The following is a 17,233-nucleotide window of genomic DNA, read 5'->3' on the forward strand; positions in this document are numbered from 1 at the left end:
CTCACCACCACCCACCCCATCGACACCCGAGAACTCCGCGCACTGCTCGAGGAATCGCTGCCGGAGTACCTCGTGCCCGCCCATCTCGTCGTCCTCCCCCGGATGCCGCTCACGCCCACCGGAAAGATCGACGTCGCGGCCCTGCCCGCCCCGGTCGTGCGCGGCACCGGATCGGGATCGGCGGCCGACGAACGGGAGCGGATTTTGTGCCGGCTGGTCGGCGAGGTCCTCGGAGTGCCTCACGTGGGCACCGAGGACAACTTCTTCGATTTGGGCGGGCACTCCCTGCTCGCGACCCGGCTGATCGGCCGGATCCGCGCCGAACTCGGGGCCGAGCTCAAGCTGCGCACGCTGTTCGAGCACCCGACGATCGCCGGCTTCGCCCGCCGGCTCGGCACCGCCAGGATCCGGCCGCGGCTGCGCCGCGAGGACGAACCCGAAAACCGCTGACACACGACGAATCGGAGGAAGGACCGCAGATGGCCGAGTCGACCAACCCGTTCGACGATCCCGAAGGCACCTTTCTGGTGCTGATCAACGATGAGAAGCAGTACTCGTTGTGGCCGCAGTTCGCGGCTGTGCCCGACGGCTGGCGGACGGTGCACGGTCCCGGCCCTCGGCAGGACTGCCTCGAGTACATCGAGACCCACTGGACCGACATGCGCCCGGCCAGCCTCGTTCGCGCCATGGCCGAGCGAGAGAGCTGAACGGCGGGAGCCCTATGGAGCGCACGACCATGCCTGCGGACGGCCGCGCGGTGGTCCTGACGGCGGAGGAAGCCCAGGCGTTGACCCGCCTGACCGGCGAGCTCGCCGACGGAACCGCGCTGGAGAGTCCACTGTGGATGAACCGGGCGCGGACTGCCTCGTGCGCCTTGCCGACCAGGATCGGCGCGGCCCTGCGCCGGTTCCGGCACGACGCCGGCGAGGACGGGGTGCTGCTGGTCAAGGGACTCCCGCTAGGCCCCCTCCCTCCCACCCCTGGCCGCTACGACAGTCTCCAGATGTACGCCACGCAGCCGGCGGCGCTCCTGGTGTCCCTCGCGCTCTGCATCGGCGAACCGGTCGGCTTCGCCGACGAAAAGGGGGGCAGCCTCGTGCACGATGTGGTGCCGGTTCCCGGGATGGCCGACTTCCCGGGCAACGCGGGGTCCGCGCCGCTGACCCTGCACGTGGAGAACGCGTTCCACCCGCACCGGCCGGACGTCGTCGGCTTGCTGTGCCTGCGCAACGACCACGACGACGCGGCAGCGCTCCGGACCGCGTCGGGCAGACGGGCGGTCCGGCTGCTCGACAGCGGGACGGTCGACGTACTGCGCGAGCCTCGCTTCGTCACCGAAGCGCCGGCGTCGTTCGGATCCGGCGAAACGGCCGCTGAGCCGCACGCCGTGCTGTACGGCAGCGTGGAAGACCCCAGCGTCCGCGTCGACTTCACCAGCACGCACGCGACAGACGGCGCGGCGGCCGGCGCGCTCGCCGAGCTCTCCTGGGCCTTGGAAGAGGTCCGCACCGACCTGGTGCTCGCCCCCGGCGACCTCGCCCTGGTGGACAACCGGGTCGCGTTGCACGGCCGGTCGCGGTTCGCCCCGCGGCACGACGGGACCGACCGGTGGCTGCACCGGGTCTTCGTCCACGTCGACTTCCGCGCTTCGCGCGCCTGGCGGCCGCGAGGCGGGCACGTGATCTCCGGGCAGGCGGTTTCGTGACAGCGCAAGCGATGATCGTCGACGGCAGGGACCTGGACGCACAGGCTTCGGCTCTGCGGACTGTTTCCCCGCGGCTGCACGGCTGCCTGGACCCTCTCCGGCTGGCCGCCGCGGCGTCCGCTGCCCTGGACGGGAGCGCGCGCGACTTCGGTCCGGAAACCGCCGGCGGCCGCGGTGGCGCCTACGTCCGGGCGCAGACAGCCCAGCTCTCCGCGCGAGCGGACGGCATCCGGGCGCTGCTCGGTCTCTTCGGGCCGACCGTGCGCCGCCCCGACGCGGTGGTGCTGGACCTCCTGGGCGGCAACGGCTTGGTCCGCCAGGTCAACGACCGGCTCGGCTTGATCGACGCCGAAATCCTCACCTGCGACGGTGCGCCGCACATGGTCTCGGCGGCATGGGCGCAGGGCAGCCCCGCCGTCCTGCAGCGGGCCCAGCACCTCGTCGTGCGGGAAGGTTCGGTCGACGGCGTCCTGCTCGCCTACGGCACCCATCACATCCCCGAGGAGGAGAGGTCCGGAGTTGCGCTCGAAGCGCGGCGCGCGCTCCGGACCGGGGGCGCCTTCGTCCTGCACGACTTCGAAACCGGCTCGCCGATGGACACCTGGTTCGCCGAGATCGTCGATCCGCATTCGGCGACCGGACACCGCTACCCGCACCTGACCCGGGCGATGATCGAGGACCATCTGGCCACGGCCGGGTTCGGCGCGTACCGCGTCACGGAGATCCTCGACCCCTACGTGACCACTGCGCCGACCCGCGAGGAAGCACGGCTCCGGCTCGGCCGCTACCTCACCGACATGTACGGCCTCGTCAAGGCCGAGGCCGAGCTGGGGCCGGAGGACGTGTCCGCGTGGGCGGCCCGGCGGGCCGAGGAGATCTTTCGGTTCACGACGCAGGACGGCAGGCAGGCCCGGCCGCGGTTCGAGCGCACCGCCGACGGGCAATGGGCTTACCTGGTCCCCCGGCCCGCGCTGGTCGGAACGGCGGTCAAGTGACCACCCCCCAGTCCGGAGCCGGATCCGCTGCCACGGACCGCGGCGGCTCGCTGCGCGCGCTGTTCGGCCAGCGGAACTACCGGCTGTTCGCCTTCGGCCAGGTCGTGTCGATCACCGGTACCTGGATCCAGCGCATCGCACAGGACTGGCTCGTCCTGCACCTGTCCGGCGGCAACGCGGTCGCCCTTGGCACAGCCGCGGCAATGCAGTGGGGCCCGACGTTGGTGCTCTCGCTGTGGGCAGGAGACATCGCCGACCGCGTCACGCGGCGGCGCTTCCTGATGTTCTCCGGCACGGTTCTGGGCGGGTTGAGCCTCCTGTGCGGTGTCCTGGTGCTGACCGGAGCGATCCAGCTGTGGCAAGTGCTCGTGCTGTGCCTGCTGGCCGGTGCCGTGTCGGCGGTGGAAACCCCGGTGCGTGCGGCTTTCACTTCCGAGATGGTCGAACCAGGGCAGGTCGCGACGGCGGTGGCGGTGAACTCGGTGGTGTTCAACGTGGCGCGCGTGACCGGACCGGCTGTGGCCGGCGCGTTGATCAGCGTGCTCGGCACCGGGCCCCTGTTCGTCGTGGACGCCGTCAGCTTCGGCGCGGTCGTCCTGGCGCTGCTGCGGATGCGTCCCGGCGAGCTGCGCGTCTCGGCGGTCCCGTCCCGGCGGACCAAATCGCTCCGGGAGAGCTACCGGGAAGTGCTGCGACACCCCGGGCTCGGCGCTCTCATCACTCTGGTGTTCTGCCTCTCGGCCATGGGCACGAGCTTCGTGACGATCCTCGCGGTGGTCGCGACACAGGTGTTCCAACGCGGCGCGGGGGGATTCGGCCTGCTCTCGTCGGTCCTCGCGGCGGGCGCTCTCGGCGGGGCCGTGGCCGCCACCCGCTACACCCTCCGCCACCGGCCGGGCACGCGGTTGCTCGCCGCGATCGCGTGCCTGCTCGGGCTCGGGGAAGTGGTGATGGGTCAGCTGCCGACCTTCTGGACGTTCACCGTGATGCTGCTGTGCTGCGGGTTCGTCGCGCAGATGTTCCTGCCGCTTGCCAACAGCACCGTGCAGCTGTCCGTACCGGCCGGCCAGCGAGGCCGCGTGATGGCTCTGTACGGGATCGCCGTGGTCGGCGCCTACCCGGTGGGCAGCCTCGCCATCGGCTGGCTGGCCGAGGCCGCGGGCTCGCGGGTCGCGATCGTCGCGGGCGGCGCGGCGCTGGCCGTCGCGGCCGCAGGGTACGGCCTGGTGACGAGGGGCGCGGAGATACCGCGCGGGAACGAAGGGCTGGAGGAGACCGATGGCTGACAACCGGAACACCGACGAGCCTGCGTCCCGTGCGGCACCGCCGGCAGTGCCCCTGGCCGTTCTGCACCAGGCCGCACGGCACCCCGGAAGGCCCGCCGTCGAGCACGACGGCGGCAGCTTGACCTACGCCGAGCTGGTACGGCATGCCGACGCGGTCCGCACCCGGCTCGTCGCGAACGGCCTCCGGCCGGGCGGCCGCGTGGCCCTGTTGCTGGACAGGTCGCCGGACCTCGTCGCCGCGGCACTCGGCGTGCTGCTGGCCGGCGGCGCCTACGTCGGCCTCGACGTGCGGGAACCGCCCGCCCGGCTGGCCACGATGCTGGCCGACGCCGGGGCGCCGCCGGTCCTCACCGACGAAGCCGGCGCGGCACGCCTGCCACCCGGGCACCCGGTGATCCCGGTCGCGCCCGGACCCGGCAGCGGCACTCCGGCGGTCGTGGCTCCGTTGCTCGGGCAGCCCTGCTACGTCACCTACACCTCCGGCTCGACCGGAACCCCGAAGGGAGTCGAAGTGACTCACGGCGGGGCGGCGAACCTCGTTCAGTGGTACGGCGAGCGATTCGCGGTCGGCGCGGCCGACCGGATGCCGCAAATCGCCAGACCGTCGTTCGACGGCTGGTCGCTCGAGGTCTGGCCGTGCCTGGCGCACGGCGCGACGTTGTGCATCCCGCCGGACCGCGTCTTCCGCTCGGCTGAGGGACTGGCCCGGTGGCTGGGCGACGAGCGCATCACCGTGTGCTTCCTGACTACCGCGCTCGGCACCGCGGTCCTCGCCCAGCCGTGGCACGCGTCGCGTTCCCGTTTGCGGGCCTTCCTCGTCGGCGGCGAGCAGCTGCGCGCCGATCCCCCGGCTCACCTGCCGTTCGCCGTGTACAACGTCTACGGCCCGACAGAGACCGCGATGCTGGCGACCTGCCACGACTTCGCCTCCGGCGGGGCTTCCGCGGGACCCCCGCCGATCGGGGTCCCGCTCACCGGAGTCACCGGGCACGTTCTCGACGAGCGGTTGCGGCCTGTCCCCATCGGCGGAACCGGCGAGCTCTATCTCGGCGGACGCGGCGTCGCGCAGGGCTACCTCGACCGGCCGGGGCTGACCGCGGCGCGTTTCGTCGCCGACCCGTTCGCCGGCGGCCCGGCCCGGCTCTACCGCAGCGGAGACGTCGTCCGGCTGCTCCGCGGCGGCGCACTCGAATTCGTGGGCCGCGCCGACAGCCAGGTCAAGCTGCGCGGCTTCCGGATCGAACCCGGCGAGGTGGAGTCGGCGGCGCGCGCCCTGCCCCCGGTGGCCGACGCGGTGGCTGTCGTGCATGAGCCTGCCCCCGGAAGCGGGATTCTCGTACTGCACGTGATTCCCGCCGACCCTGCCGCGCCGCCGGAGCCGGACGCGCTGCGCAAAGAGCTCGCCGCAATCCTGCCGGACTACCTGACCCCGGCAGCCGTGCGCGTGCTGGCCGCGTTTCCGACGAACGCGCACGGCAAGACCGACCGGGCAGCACTGGCCGCGCTGCCCCCGCAAGCCGGTCCGGCTGCCGGCGCCGGCACGCTGACCGGCCTCGAGGGCCTGATAGCCGAACTGTGGTGCGAGGTGCTGCCCATCACCGCCGCCGACCGCGACGACAGTTTCTTCGACCTCGGCGGCGACTCGTTGGCGGCGATGCGGGTCGCGGCGAAAGCCCGCAAGCGCGGTCTTCGGCTTGGCGCCGAAGACCTGTTCGAGCACGAGGTGCTGAGCGAGCTCGCCGCCGCTCTGGAAGGAACGGAAGCGCAGGCATGAACACCGCCACCACAGGGGTCACCTTCGTCGAATTGCCGTTGTACCCCAACACCCTTCCGCTGGCATCCGGGTACCTGCAGGCCTACGCCCAGCAGGACCCGGCGATCGCGGCGGCGTACCGCTTCACGATCGTTTCGCAGCCGGCCGGCACGCCGGTGGAGGACGTGCTGGCGGCGCTGCTCGCCGAAGAAGACACCGCCGTCTACGCGCTCAGCTGCTACCTATGGAACATGCGGGCGATGACCAGGCTGCTCGACGGACTGCTCGAACGCCGGCCGGACGCGTACGTCATCCTCGGCGGCCCGCAGGTGATGAACCACGCCGCCGCCTACGTGCCGCCCGGCCGCGATCGCGTCGTGGTGTGCAACGGCGAGGGCGAAGCGACATTCTCAGCGTTCCTCGCCGCGCTGCTTGCCGGAAAGCCGGACTTCGCGGCCGTGCCGGGAATCAGCTTCTACGACGGAGACACCCTTCGCACCACCGAGGAAGCCGCCCGGCTGCGCGATCTCGACGAGATCCCGTCCCCGTTCGCCGCGGGAATCTTCGACGGGGGCGACTACACGTTCGCGGTGGTCGAGACCAACCGCGGCTGCCCGTTCAAGTGCTCGTATTGCTACTGGGGCGCGGCCACCAACGACAAGGTGTACCGCTGGGACCAGGACCGGGTGCTCGACGACCTCACGTGGATCAGCGAGCACGGGGTGGAAAGCGTGTTCCTCGCCGACGCGAACTGGGGCGCGCTGCCGCGGGACGTCGAACTGACGCGGCACCTCGTCGCGTGCAAGCAGCGCAACGGCTATCCGATGATGATTTCCATGCAGGCGGCCAAGAACCGGCCGGACCGGGTCACCGAAATCACCGAGCTCCTGGTCGAGGGCGGCCTGCTGGCCAGCCAGCCGGTGTCGCTGCAGACCATGAGCGACGAGACCCTGAAGATTGTCGAGCGAGCCAACATCAGGGAGAGCACCTACGTCACCCTGCAGGCGAAGCTCAAGGAAAAACGGATCAGTTCCTACACCGAGCTCATCTGGCCCCTGCCGGGCGAGACGCTCCGGTCGTTCCGCGACGGCGTCGACCGGCTCTGCCGCTCCGGAGCCGACGCCATCGTCACCTATCCACAGCTCCTGCTCCACAACACCCCGATGCACGCGCAGCAGGAAGTGCTCGGCATCCGAACCGTGCGGGTGGACGACGCGGTGGCCGAAGCCGACGTCGTGGTAGGCACCAAGTGGGTCGACCGGGCCGACTACGACTCGGGGATCTGGTTCACCTATGCGGTGATCAGCCTCTACAACGGCCGTGCGGCGCAGTTCACCGCGCGGGAACTGGACCGCGACGGCACCTGCTCCTACGGGGACTTCCTCGCCGGCGCGGCCGAGTTCTTCCGCGCCCGCGCCGGCGATCCGATTTGCGCGTTCTTCGCCGACTCGGTGTCCGGGCTCCGCAACTACGACATCAACAACACCGGCAAGGTGCTGCACTACGTCCTGCACTCCCACCGCGCCGAACTCGACCGGTCGCTGCGGGACTTCCTGCGCGAGCACGGCTGGCTGGACACCGCCCGCCGCCAGGCTGCCTTCGAACTGGATCTGCTCGCCCGGCCGTACGTCTACCGAGAACCCTTCGCCCCGCCGTCGCTTCCGTTGCGGCAGCTCGAAATCAAGTCAACGTCGCGCTACGCCGTCGAGCTGGAGGCTTCGGCGGAGGCGCTGGACCTGCTGGGTGCGCCGAGCGGCGTCGACCGCGTCCGCGCGGACCACACGGGCCGCCGCAAGATGCCCTACCCGCGGCACCGCAGCCTTGACCACAACGCGGCCTACTGCCAGGCGATGATGAACCGGCTCCGCGACATCATGCCCTCCTGGTCCGCACTGGCTCCCGACGGCCGGGCGGAGGTCTTCGATGCGGCGTGAGCTTTTCACCGCGGCACACGAGGACTTCCGCGCTCTGGTGCGGACGTTCCTGGAGCGGGAAGTGCTGCCTCGCTACCCGGACTGGGAACGCGCAGGGGCGGTCGACCGGGACGTCTGGCGGGCGGCGGGCAAGCACGGCCTGCTCGGCATGGACTTGGCCCTCGAATACGGCGGCGGCGGCGCGGACGACTACCGGTACCACGTCGTGCTGGCCGAGGAATTCGCCGCGGCCGGGGTGCACGCACCGGCTTTGTCGCTGCACAACGAGGTCGTCGGCGCCTACCTGAAAGCGCTCGCGACGCCCGAGCAGCGGACGCGGTGGCTGCCCGGATTCTGTTCAGGCGAGTTGATCACTGCGATCGCCATCACCGAACCCGACGCGGGCAGCGATCTCACCCGTCTGCGCACCACTGCGCGGCCGGACGGCCGGGGATTCCGGCTCACCGGCCGCAAGACGTTCATCTCGCACGGCGAACTGGCCGATCTGGTGCTGGTGCTGGCCAAGACGGGAAAACGCGACACCGACTTCGGGCTGTTCGCCGTCGAGCGCACCGCCGCCGGGTTCGCCGTCGGCAAGCGCATCGACAAACTGGGAATGCGCGCACTCGACACCGTCGAAATGGTCTTCGAAGACGTATCGGTCCCCGCCGCGAATGTCGTCGGGCGCCCGGGCCGCGCGATGGGCTACCTGCTGCGTCATCTCAAACAGGAACGACTGTGGATCGCGGTGTCCGCGCTCGCCGGAGCGGAGCGCGTGTTCGCGGACACGGTCGGCTACTGCCGCGTGCGCGAGGTCTCCGGCGGCCCGCTGACCGCGCTCCAGCACACCCGCTTCGTGCTCGCCGAACTCGCCACGGAGCTGTCGGTGGCCCGGACGTTCACCGACCGCTGCGTCGCCGCGCACGCCGACGACATGCTCGGGGCGGACGAAGCGGCGATGGCCAAGTGGTGGAACACCGAACTGGCGCAGCGCACCACGGACCGCTGCCTGCAACTGCACGGCGGATACGGCTACACGCACGAGTTCGCGGTCGGCCGGGCTTTCGTCGACAGCAGGGTCCAGACGATTTACGGCGGTACGACCGAAGTGATGAAAGAGACCATCGCGCAGTCGCTGATCTGACGAGCGGACGCGCGCGGCCGAGAAAGGGGCCATCGATGAGCACCAACCCGTTGTGGTACCAGGCATTCGAGCCGCGCCCCGCGGCACAGGTCCGGCTGTACTGCCTGCCCTGCGCGGGCGGCGGCGCGTCGTCCTACCGGCCGTGGACGCCCTTCGTCCCGGAGTGGGCCGAGCTGCGCGCGATCAGGCTGCCGGGACGGCAGGCCCGGCACCGGGAAGCCTCCTTCGACGATTGCGACACCGCGGCCCGCGCCCTCGCCGGCTGGCTGTCCGAGGAGGACGGGCCGTATGCGCTTTTCGGGCACAGCATGGGCGCCATGCTCGCCTACCGCGCCACGAGGTTCCTGCTGGCTGACGGTGCCCGGCCGCCCCTGTTCCTCGCGTCCGCGTGCTGGCCCGTTCAGGGAGTGCCGCCGACGACGATGCCCGCCACGACCGACGACGACGAGACATTCTGCGCCAAAGTCGCCGGAATGGGCGGGGCGGCCTCCGAGCTGTTGGACGACCCGGATGTCCGCGAACTGGTGCTCCCGGTCCTGCGCGCCGACTTCGCGCTGTGCCATAGCTACCGGTACCGCGACGAGCCGCCGCTGCCGATGCCGGTCGCCGTATACGGGGGCGCTGACGATCCGGTCACTGTGGCCGAAAGCCTCGATGCCTGGAAGGCGCACGCCGCCCGGCTCACCGGCCCCCGGCTGTTCCCCGGCGGTCACTTCTTCCTCCAAGAACGCGCTGACGAGTTCGCCGGGACCGTGTTCAGCGACCTCGCAGCCGCACTGCGCACAGTTCCCCTCCCGGCCGACCAAGGAGCCCGCCCGTGATCGTGCTCAACGCCGCCGACGTGCGTGAGCTGCTTCCCATGGCGGACGCAGTGGACCTGATGCGGACCGCCTTCCGCGCGTTCAGCGGCGGCGCCGTGGAACAACCTGTCCGGCACATGGTGCGTTCCCCGTCGGGCGACGTGCTCGCCGTGATGCCCGCCCATGTCAGCGAAGGCGAACAAGGGTTCGGGCTCAAGGCCGTGTCGGTCGTTCCGGAGAACGCCGAACGAGGGCTGCCGGTGCACGCCGGGCTGGTGCTCGTATTCGACCGCACCACGGGGCAACCCTGCGCGCTGGCGAGTGGTGCCGCGATCACCGCCATCCGGACCGCCGCCGCGTCCGCGGCCGCCACCGACGCGCTCGCCCGCCCGGACGCGAGCACACTCGCGATCCTCGGCTCCGGCGTACAGGCCCGGTCGCACCTCGAAGCGATGGCGATCGTCCGGCCGCCGAAAACAGTGTCCGTGTGGAACCACCGCCGAGAGAGTGCCGAACGGTTCGCGGAGTGGGCAGGCGAGCGCGTCGACTGCCCCGTCGAAGTCTGCGCGACCGCGGCGGAAGCGGCATCGGGAGCGGACGTGGTGTGCACCGTGACCGCCAGCGCCGAACCCGTGCTGGCCGCCGCCGACGCCGGCGCTCACCTGAACGCGGTCGGCTCCTCCTTCCCGCATGCGCGCGAGCTGACCGGAGAACTGGTCGGCCGCTGCCGTGTCTTCGCCGACAGCCGCGAATCCGCGGCACGGGAGTCGGGCGATCTGCTCGCCGCCGTGGCCGAGGGGCACTTCGCGATGGACCGCATCCAAGCCGAGATCGGCGAGGTTCTCGCCGGGCGGCGCCCGGGCCGCCAATCCGCGGACGAGGTGACGTTGTTCAAGTCCCTCGGGCTGGCGGCTCAGGACGTCTACTCCGGACTGCTGCTGCACCGCCGTGCCGCGGCGGCCGGGATCGGCACCCGGCTGGACTTCGCCGACGCCGACGAATGAGCGGCGCCGAAGCGATCCCCCTGTCCTACGGCCAGGAAGGGCTGTGGTTTCTGCACCGGCTGGACCGAGCCGGCGCCGCCTACAACCTGCCGCTGCAGCTGGCGCTGTCCGGCGTCCCCTCCGAGGAGACGCTGCGCGCGGCGCTCGGCGACCTGCTGGACCGGCACGAAATCCTCCGCACGGTGTTCCGCGAGGACGAAGGCACGCCGGTCCAGCACATTTTCGAACCCCGGCCCGCAGGCTGGCCGCCGCTGCACGTCGTCGCGACCGAGGCCGACGCGGTGGACGACCTGGTAGCCGACGCCGTCCGCGGCGAATTCGACCTTGCGGCCGGGCCGTTGCTGCGCGCTTGGCTGTTCGTCTTCGCCGACGGCACCAGCCGCCTGCTGCTGGTGCTGCACCACACCGTGGCCGACGGCTGGTCCGTCGCGCCGCTGCTGGCCGACCTCTCCGCGGCTTGTCGTGCCCGGTTGTCGGGCCACGCTCCCGTCTGGCCTGGAGAACTGCCGGTGCAGTACGCGGATTATGCGCTGTGGCAACGGGATCTGCTCGGCGACCCCGCCGATCCGACCAGCCTGGCCGGGCTCCAGCTGTCGTTCTGGCACCGCCGGTTGAGCGATCTTCCCGACCAGCAACCGCTGCCTGTCGCCGGACCGCGTCCAGAGCGTCCCGTGTCCGCCGGTGCGGTGGTGCCGTTCCGCGTCGACACGGCGAGCGCGCTGCGGCTGGCCGACCTGGCCCGCGAGCACCGGGCCTCGCTGTTCATGGTCCTCTACGCGGGCCTGGCCGCGACTTTGCACCTCGCCGGCGGAGGAGAAGACATCGTGATCGGTTCGCCGGTGGCCGGCCGCACTGACACCGCACTGGAGCGGCTGGTCGGCTACTTCGTCAACACGCTCGTCCTGCGCGTCGACGTGAGCGGCGACGATACGTTCTCCGCGCTGCTGGGCCGGGCCCGCACGACAGTGCTCACCGCTCAGTCCCACCAGGACGTCCCGTTCGAGCAAGTGGTCGAGACGGTGAACCCGCCTCGCGCGCCCGGCAGACACCCGCTCTTCCAGATCGCACTGCTCTTGCAGCACGACGCCCCGGCCCACGTCGAGCTGGCCGGATGCGTCGGCAGGCTTCTTCCTGCGCGGACCGGAACCGCCAAGTTCGACCTGACATTCGCGGTCGACGCGGGCGACGCCGCCGCCGGGTTCACCGGAACGCTCGAATACGCCACGGCGCTTTTCGACAATGTCGGTGCGGCTTGGCTCGCAGGCTTGTTCGAAACTGTCCTGGCACAGGTCGCGGCGGCTCCGGACCTTCCGCTTGGCGCGATCGTGCCGCCGGACGACCCGTGGCCGGCTGCGATGCCCGTACCGGCGCGGCGGGCCGCTCCGGAGGTCCGCGACGAAGCGCTCGAGCGCCGGCTCTGCGCACTGTTCGGGGAAGTCCTGGGCACGCCTGGCTTCGATCCGGCACACAGCTTCTTCGAGGAGGGCGGCCACTCGTTGCTCGCCGCGAAACTGGCTCGCCGTGTCGAGCGATCGCTGGGCCGCAGGTTCGACCTGTGGACGCTCGTGGCCGCGCCAAGCCCGCGAGAACTGGCCGCGCGGCTTTCGGCCGGGGATGCGGCCGAGGGCGCGCCGGCCGTGACGCTCCTGCGCGGCGGCGGGGACGCGCCGCCGTTGTTCTGTGTTCCCCCGGCCGCCGGCGTCAGCTCGGTCTACCTCGAGTTGACCCGGCATCTGCCCGCCGAAATACCCGTCCTCGGGCTGGACTCGCCGCTGCTCGACGGCGGGCGGCGCGGGCAGCCGACGTTCGACGACCTGACGGCCGACCTCGTCTCCCGCATCCGCTCGATCCCCTCCGCAGGAGGGTACCGGCTGCTCGGCTGGTCGTTCGGGGGGAACCTCGCCCACGCGACCGCAGCCAGGCTGCAGGAGGCCGGCGAACGAGTCAGCCTGCTCACCCTGCTGGACGCGCACCCCTGTCCTCCGAAGCCCGGCGACGACGTGCCGAGCGAGGCCGCCCTGCGCCGGTCGCTGGGGCTGTCGACAACGGACGAGCTGCCCGCGGAACTGGACACGCTGGTGAACGCCTTCGCTGCTTCCCTTGCCGCAATGCCACCGCGCCCCGCCGCCGAGTTCGACGGCGATCTGCTGTTCTTCCGCGCCCTTCGCAACCCCGAGCCGGCAAACCCGGCGCAGTGGCGCCCGTACATCGGCGGTCGCATCATCACCCACGACGTCGACTGCGCACACGGCGAACTGACCGGGCCGGCGGCTCTGCGCCGCCTCGGCCCGCTGCTGGCACACGCTTTGCTCGCTTCGGCCGCATAACTCACCCGGACAGCGAGCCAAGGCCGTCCGCCGCTGCGCGGACCGGCTGTTCAGCGGTCGGCACCGAACAGCGATCAGATCCCGCGACGTGGCCGAGTTTCGGACGACTGGATTCCGGCGCTTCCGAAGGCGCCGGAGAATCTCTTCCGCTTGTCTCCAGGAGACATGCACTGAGGTGTTCCCGGACATGAGGCCGACGGCGATCTTCCGGAGGCGGCATTCGCGTCGTGGGACAGGCATCCGGATCCGCGACCACCGTCAGCTTCAGCGTTCCTTGGCCAGCCCCCTGTCGGCGGAATCTCAACTCCCCGCGGCACCTCAGCCCTGGCTGAGCAACGTGCGCGATGGTCGACCCGCGTCCCCACAACCGATTTGACGCATTCATGCGTCTCTCGGCGCTACCCCGCGGATCGGCGCCCTTCGCCTTCCGGCATCTCGCCGACGTCGAGACCGGGCCGCAGCGGTCTCCCCTGTGCGATGGTTTGCACCGACCCCGGGCTCTCCACCGCATCGCCTTCGTCCGACTCGCGAGGAAAGACCCATTTGCGGAAGGCCCACCAGCGGAACACCATTGCCACAAACGTTCCTACGATGAGGCTGCTGACGAAATCGGCCGCTTCCTGGACTACGAGAGACACCACCGGGACGTGCAGCTGGAGCACGTACCGCGACAGATACAGCGGTGTCGAGTTCAGGGCTACCCCGACACCGCTGAGCACGAAGAAGAGGGCAGCTTCGTGCCGTCGCTCGCGGACTCGGCGGGAGCGAAAGGACCACTCGCGGTTCAGCACATACGAAACGATCGTCGCGACGATGGTCGCGACGATCATGGCGGTAACCGGTTTTTCCCGCAGGACGGTGTACTTTAACGCGTAGTTGACGAAGAACGTGACCAGAAAGCACACGCCGCCGACGAGTGCGAACTTAAGAAGTGCTCGATGCCGAAAAACGTAAGGACGCGCAAAAGCTGGCACGAGCGTCAAGGCTTTCCGAACAACCGACACCGTCTGAACTATACACAGGGCTATTCCCCGGTATCCGGACGCCCTGCGGACAAGCGCGCTACGGTTTTGGGGCCACCTTGACCAGCGGGACGAACGCCTCCGCGACGTTGAGTTCGCCGACGCTGCATCCGTCGACTTCCGCCCAAGCGTGCGCACTGAACGGCGCCGCTCGCCGCACGCCCGCGCACCACGTCGGCCACGCTCCGCGGAATCGGCAGAGCAGCACGATCGCCAGCGATCGGGGCAGGCATGCTCGCAAAGCGCGCATGCCCAAGCTCCCGGCAAGGACGTCGTCGCGGCACCGTTCCGCCTCGGCATAGGTAGCCGGTCGCGCCTTCCAGCGCAAGCAGAGCAGTATCCGGCGAATATGTCTCGGCGGCAGCAACGAGAGGAGACGACCGGACACGATCGCGCACCGGGTCATCACCTTGACCCCGAGGGGCCGCGGGGCGTTCGCTCTCCGGGCGACAGACATCTCGACGCTCATGACAGGAGTCCGGCCGCGGCGATTTTGCCGATGATGTTCGAAACGTCAGCCAAAGACCGGTCGCGGTCGACCGCGAACTTGCCGGCGACGATTTCCGCGGTCCGCTCCGGCGTCTCGCCCGCCTCGAGCGCGCGGACTATCAGAGCGGCTGTCGGGTTCATTTCCCAGTACCGGCCGCTTCGCTGGTCGAGCAGCACGGCGCCGAACTCGGTCTCGGCCAGGCTGACATGTTTTCTGAAGACGAAACTCATCGTTCACTCCTTGGGCGAGCCATTTCGTGACGTCTGGCGCGCAGCCACGTTTCACAGGCCAGCGCGCCGGAAAGCCCTAGGTCGCTCGACGCGAGCGGATCGATCCGGGCGCACACCGAACGCAGCCGTCCTGGATCGACGAGCCCCAGTCGCCCGAGTTGCGAGTCCTCCCACATCTCAGCGAGTTCAGCCTGATGGTGACGCAGCCCGCGGACGGCGTCGACAGTCCCGTCCGCCTTCGTAGTGCGATCGAGGATCGGGCCGGGCACGATGTCGCGCATCGCGACAGCCAGCAGGGGTTTGTAGCGCCACGCGGTAGCCCGGTGCTCAGGCGCCGCGCCGAGCGCCGCATCGATCACCTGGTCGTCGAAAAACGGTGCGTGGGTCTCGACGCCCAAGCCGCGCGACATCCGGGCCAGGGCTCGAATATCGCGGGTGCCCGACCGGATCGCGCTGAGTTCGGCATGGGTCCCCCGCGAGGACGCCAACGGCGCGACTCGCGCGGCCAGTTCGCCGATCTCCCCGGCGATCATCTCCTCGGCGTCCGCGGTCAGCCAGCCGGGCAGGTGGAGATCAGTGTTCCAGCCGAGCCTCGGTTCGAACATGTCGAGGGGCCTGCCCCGCGTGAGGTCGACCGCGGCGAAGGCTTCGGGAAACGTCTGATTCCGGAGAACCGCGCGCACCGTGCGGGACAACGGCCACGAGCGGGAGATCCGGAACGCCCTGAGTTCCCGGAACGCCCTCAGCGGCTTCGTGCGCGCGAGGGTATGCCAGTGCGCCGGCGATCCGGTGAAGAGGTGGTCCCCGCCGTGGCCGGTGAGGTGATGCCGGGCTCCGCGCTCTGCCATCCGCGCGACAATTCCCAGCGCGCGCTCGCGGAAAACCACCATGGCCGACGGCTCGTCGAGCAGGTCTCCGGCCGCGTTCATCCCGGCGTAGCACAAGGGGATCTCGTTCGCGGGAATTACCTCGTGCCGGACGCATGGCAGGTGAGCGACGGCGCGGCTCGCCCACACGTTGTCGTCGACGGTGGAATCGGACACGAGCGCAGTGCACGCGGTGAGGGGCACATCGTTCCGCGCCGCGAGAAAGGTCACCGAGGTGGAGTCGAACCCTCCCGAGAGCTCGGTGCTGACGTGCCCGTTGAGCTTGGTTCTCACCGACACCGCCGAAGCAAGCGCGGCCCGGACCGCGGCGGCGCTCTCCGCCATGCCGCGACTCGCCGGCGGCGGGGTCCACCAGCGCCGAACCCGCACGGTCCGGCCATTACCCGCGACCTCGACGCAATCGCCCGGCTCGACCGGTGTCACGCCGGACCACAGCGGGCGCTCGCTCAGCGGAAACGACGGCTGCAGCAGGCGAACTGCGAGCGTCGGCACCCGCAACTCCGCCCGTGTCAGGTCCGCGAGCACGTCTGCCTGGTCGGCGACGACCGGGATGCCGTCGAACTCGGCGTGGTAGACGCGGCGGAGACCGGACGCCGTGCCCTGAATCCTCATGCGGTCGCCGATCGCGATCGCGACGTGGTAGCTGCCGGGATACTTCCGCGTAATCAGCTCCGTGTCGGATAGCTGCCTGATTCTGCCGACGTCGCCTCGGAGTTCGTCAGCCTTCGCGGCGAAGCAGCCGATCAACGCGACCCTCGTCGTGCCCACGGTGACGGTGAGCAACTCTCGCTCATCCCATCGACCGACCAGCCACGGCCTGCCGGAAGGGTGCGGGCTGGTGTCGACGCCCGCTCCGGACAGGCGAGGATGCAAGGCCACGGCGTCCGTGAACGTGTTGTCCGGCAGCACGACAAAGAACGGAACACCGAAGCCCTGCATCATGCACTCCTTACCTGGTTACGGGAATCACCAGTCGCGGCTGAGCACAATCCCGTCGAATCCGAAATTGTTCAGCCCGTCCGTCTTTTCCCGAAACGAGCCGACCGGGCGAAACTCCGGGATCTCGTACGGCTCCTTGGACTCGATCGATTCGCTGGTCGTGTCGGCTTCCATCATGAGGTCCTTTCCGTGAATGACAGAATGCATCAACCCGGGCACGCGGGTCGACGCGAGAAAATAGGAGTTTGACCTTCACGAACAGGAAAACAAATCAACCTCGAAATTGTTTTCCGGTGCCCTGCAAACGGTAGCAGCTGCACCGATTCCGATCCAGTTCGCGCCGCACCGGCAGGCGCCATCGCAACGAGATACTCTCCGGCAGCGCACCAGCCGGGACTGGATCTGCGAAGATCCAGTCCCGGCTGTCCTCGGCTCCGGTGGTTGCTCGTGGCGGCTCCCGCCGCATGGCACGGGCAGATCCGCCGCGAAGCTAACGAGTAGACCTCTGTCCGCCGGTAACCAGTCCGGCGGACAGCAGCTGCTGGACGAAATCCCTCACATCCTGCTCGACCATTTCGCGGTCGGCTCCCGCGGAGGCGGCAAGACGGTCTCTGAGATCCTCCGGCCTGCCGCCGGCGATGAGTTCGCGCAAGATCCGGGCAGCCGTGGAGTTGAGCTGCCAGTACCGCCCCTTGCGCTCGTCGAGCAGGACGACGCTGTCGTCGACCGGTGTCATGC

The 17,233-nt window shown here is 70.0% G+C and carries 17 protein-coding genes; 11 read left to right on the forward strand and 6 right to left on the reverse strand.

The genetic code is table 11. The features are described from left to right. From EIZ45_RS14280 to EIZ45_RS14330, 11 genes are all read left to right on the forward strand, one after another. The coding region (locus EIZ45_RS14280) for a phosphopantetheine-binding protein (protein ID WP_134736054.1) at positions 1–450 on the forward strand (450 nt) is incomplete at its 5' end. A 29-nt stretch (positions 451–479) separates the two neighbouring features. Beyond that, positions 480–707 (forward strand): MbtH family protein, encoded by a 228-nt coding sequence (locus EIZ45_RS14285; protein ID WP_134662747.1) that lies wholly within the window; start codon positions 480–482, stop codon positions 705–707. A gap of 14 nt (positions 708–721) precedes the next feature. After that, entirely contained in the window at positions 722–1,705 is a 984-nt protein-coding gene (locus EIZ45_RS14290; protein WP_134662748.1) for a TauD/TfdA family dioxygenase, read from the forward strand. Then, positions 1,702–2,700 (forward strand): methyltransferase domain-containing protein, encoded by a 999-nt coding sequence (locus tag EIZ45_RS14295; RefSeq protein WP_134662749.1) that lies wholly within the window; start codon positions 1,702–1,704, stop codon positions 2,698–2,700. Before EIZ45_RS14290 ends, EIZ45_RS14295 begins: the two co-directional genes overlap by 4 nt. Next, positions 2,697–3,986, forward strand: a complete 1,290-nt coding sequence (locus EIZ45_RS14300) for an MFS transporter (protein ID WP_167756438.1) — start codon at positions 2,697–2,699, stop codon at positions 3,984–3,986. Before EIZ45_RS14295 ends, EIZ45_RS14300 begins: the two co-directional genes overlap by 4 nt. Then, positions 3,979–5,760 carry a non-ribosomal peptide synthetase gene (locus EIZ45_RS14305; protein ID WP_134662751.1) on the forward strand — a complete coding sequence of 594 codons (1,782 nt, stop codon included), beginning with the start codon at positions 3,979–3,981 and terminating at the stop codon, positions 5,758–5,760. The genes EIZ45_RS14300 and EIZ45_RS14305 overlap by 8 nt, the downstream gene beginning before the upstream one ends. Continuing rightward, positions 5,757–7,673, forward strand: coding sequence for a B12-binding domain-containing radical SAM protein (locus tag EIZ45_RS14310; RefSeq protein ID WP_134662752.1), 1,917 nt, complete (start codon positions 5,757–5,759; stop codon positions 7,671–7,673). The genes EIZ45_RS14305 and EIZ45_RS14310 overlap by 4 nt, the downstream gene beginning before the upstream one ends. Next, positions 7,663–8,796 (forward strand): acyl-CoA dehydrogenase family protein, encoded by a 1,134-nt coding sequence (locus EIZ45_RS14315; RefSeq protein WP_134662753.1) that lies wholly within the window; start codon positions 7,663–7,665, stop codon positions 8,794–8,796. The genes EIZ45_RS14310 and EIZ45_RS14315 overlap by 11 nt, the downstream gene beginning before the upstream one ends. A 35-nt stretch (positions 8,797–8,831) precedes the next feature. Continuing rightward, positions 8,832–9,617, forward strand: coding sequence for a thioesterase II family protein (locus tag EIZ45_RS14320; protein WP_134662754.1), 786 nt, complete (start codon positions 8,832–8,834; stop codon positions 9,615–9,617). Beyond that, positions 9,614–10,600: an ornithine cyclodeaminase family protein gene (locus EIZ45_RS14325; protein ID WP_167756439.1), complete on the forward strand. Its 987-nt coding sequence runs from the start codon at positions 9,614–9,616 to the stop codon at positions 10,598–10,600. The genes EIZ45_RS14320 and EIZ45_RS14325 overlap by 4 nt, the downstream gene beginning before the upstream one ends. Further along, on the forward strand, positions 10,597–12,927 hold the full coding sequence (locus EIZ45_RS14330; protein ID WP_134662755.1) for a condensation domain-containing protein: 2,331 nt from the start codon (positions 10,597–10,599) through the stop codon (positions 12,925–12,927). The genes EIZ45_RS14325 and EIZ45_RS14330 overlap by 4 nt, the downstream gene beginning before the upstream one ends. Positions 12,928–13,325: 398 nt before the next feature. On the opposite strand, the gene EIZ45_RS14335 is transcribed toward EIZ45_RS14330, so the two are convergent. The 6 genes from EIZ45_RS14335 to EIZ45_RS14355 all read right to left on the reverse strand — a co-directional run bounded on the left by EIZ45_RS14335 (position 13,326) and on the right by EIZ45_RS14355 (position 17,231). Next, complete coding sequence (locus tag EIZ45_RS14335; RefSeq protein WP_134662756.1) at positions 13,326–13,931, reverse strand: GtrA family protein; 606 nt, start codon at positions 13,929–13,931, stop codon at positions 13,326–13,328. Positions 13,932–13,989: 58 nt separating this feature from the next. Further along, positions 13,990–14,418, reverse strand: coding sequence for a lasso peptide biosynthesis B2 protein (locus tag EIZ45_RS14340; RefSeq protein WP_134662757.1), 429 nt, complete (start codon positions 14,416–14,418; stop codon positions 13,990–13,992). Further along, positions 14,415–14,669, reverse strand: a complete 255-nt coding sequence (locus EIZ45_RS14345; RefSeq protein ID WP_134662758.1) for a lasso peptide biosynthesis PqqD family chaperone — start codon at positions 14,667–14,669, stop codon at positions 14,415–14,417. Before EIZ45_RS14345 ends, EIZ45_RS14340 begins: the two co-directional genes overlap by 4 nt. Beyond that, entirely contained in the window at positions 14,666–16,495 is a 1,830-nt protein-coding gene (locus EIZ45_RS14350; protein WP_167756440.1) for an asparagine synthase, read from the reverse strand. Before EIZ45_RS14350 ends, EIZ45_RS14345 begins: the two co-directional genes overlap by 4 nt. A 27-nt stretch (positions 16,496–16,522) precedes the next feature. Beyond that, positions 16,523–16,669, reverse strand: a complete 147-nt coding sequence (locus EIZ45_RS46115; protein ID WP_167756441.1) for a hypothetical protein — start codon at positions 16,667–16,669, stop codon at positions 16,523–16,525. A gap of 316 nt (positions 16,670–16,985) precedes the next feature. Continuing rightward, complete coding sequence (locus EIZ45_RS14355) at positions 16,986–17,231, reverse strand: lasso peptide biosynthesis PqqD family chaperone (protein ID WP_134662967.1); 246 nt, start codon at positions 17,229–17,231, stop codon at positions 16,986–16,988. Between the last annotated feature and the right edge of the window lie 2 nt (positions 17,232–17,233).

Source organism: Amycolatopsis sp. CFH S0740 (assembly GCF_004522315.1).
Classification (GTDB): Bacteria; Actinomycetota; Actinomycetes; order Mycobacteriales; family Pseudonocardiaceae; genus Amycolatopsis; species Amycolatopsis nivea.

Coding starts and splice junctions, on each gene's coding strand:
- EIZ45_RS14285 (WP_134662747.1), top strand. CDS start 480: ATGGCCGAGTCGACCAACCCGTTCGACGATCCCGAAGGCACCTTTCTG.
- EIZ45_RS14290 (WP_134662748.1), top strand. CDS start 722: ATGGAGCGCACGACCATGCCTGCGGACGGCCGCGCGGTGGTCCTGACG.
- EIZ45_RS14305 (WP_134662751.1), top strand. CDS start 3,979: ATGGCTGACAACCGGAACACCGACGAGCCTGCGTCCCGTGCGGCACCG.
- EIZ45_RS14310 (WP_134662752.1), top strand. CDS start 5,757: ATGAACACCGCCACCACAGGGGTCACCTTCGTCGAATTGCCGTTGTAC.
- EIZ45_RS14315 (WP_134662753.1), top strand. CDS start 7,663: ATGCGGCGTGAGCTTTTCACCGCGGCACACGAGGACTTCCGCGCTCTG.
- EIZ45_RS14320 (WP_134662754.1), top strand. CDS start 8,832: ATGAGCACCAACCCGTTGTGGTACCAGGCATTCGAGCCGCGCCCCGCG.
- EIZ45_RS14330 (WP_134662755.1), top strand. CDS start 10,597: ATGAGCGGCGCCGAAGCGATCCCCCTGTCCTACGGCCAGGAAGGGCTG.
- EIZ45_RS14340 (WP_134662757.1), bottom strand. CDS start 14,418: ATGAGCGTCGAGATGTCTGTCGCCCGGAGAGCGAACGCCCCGCGGCCC.
- EIZ45_RS14345 (WP_134662758.1), bottom strand. CDS start 14,669: ATGAGTTTCGTCTTCAGAAAACATGTCAGCCTGGCCGAGACCGAGTTC.
- EIZ45_RS14350 (WP_167756440.1), bottom strand. CDS start 16,495: ATGCAGGGCTTCGGTGTTCCGTTCTTTGTCGTGCTGCCGGACAACACG.
- EIZ45_RS46115 (WP_167756441.1), bottom strand. CDS start 16,669: ATGGAAGCCGACACGACCAGCGAATCGATCGAGTCCAAGGAGCCGTAC.
- EIZ45_RS14355 (WP_134662967.1), bottom strand. CDS start 17,231: ATGACACCGGTCGACGACAGCGTCGTCCTGCTCGACGAGCGCAAGGGG.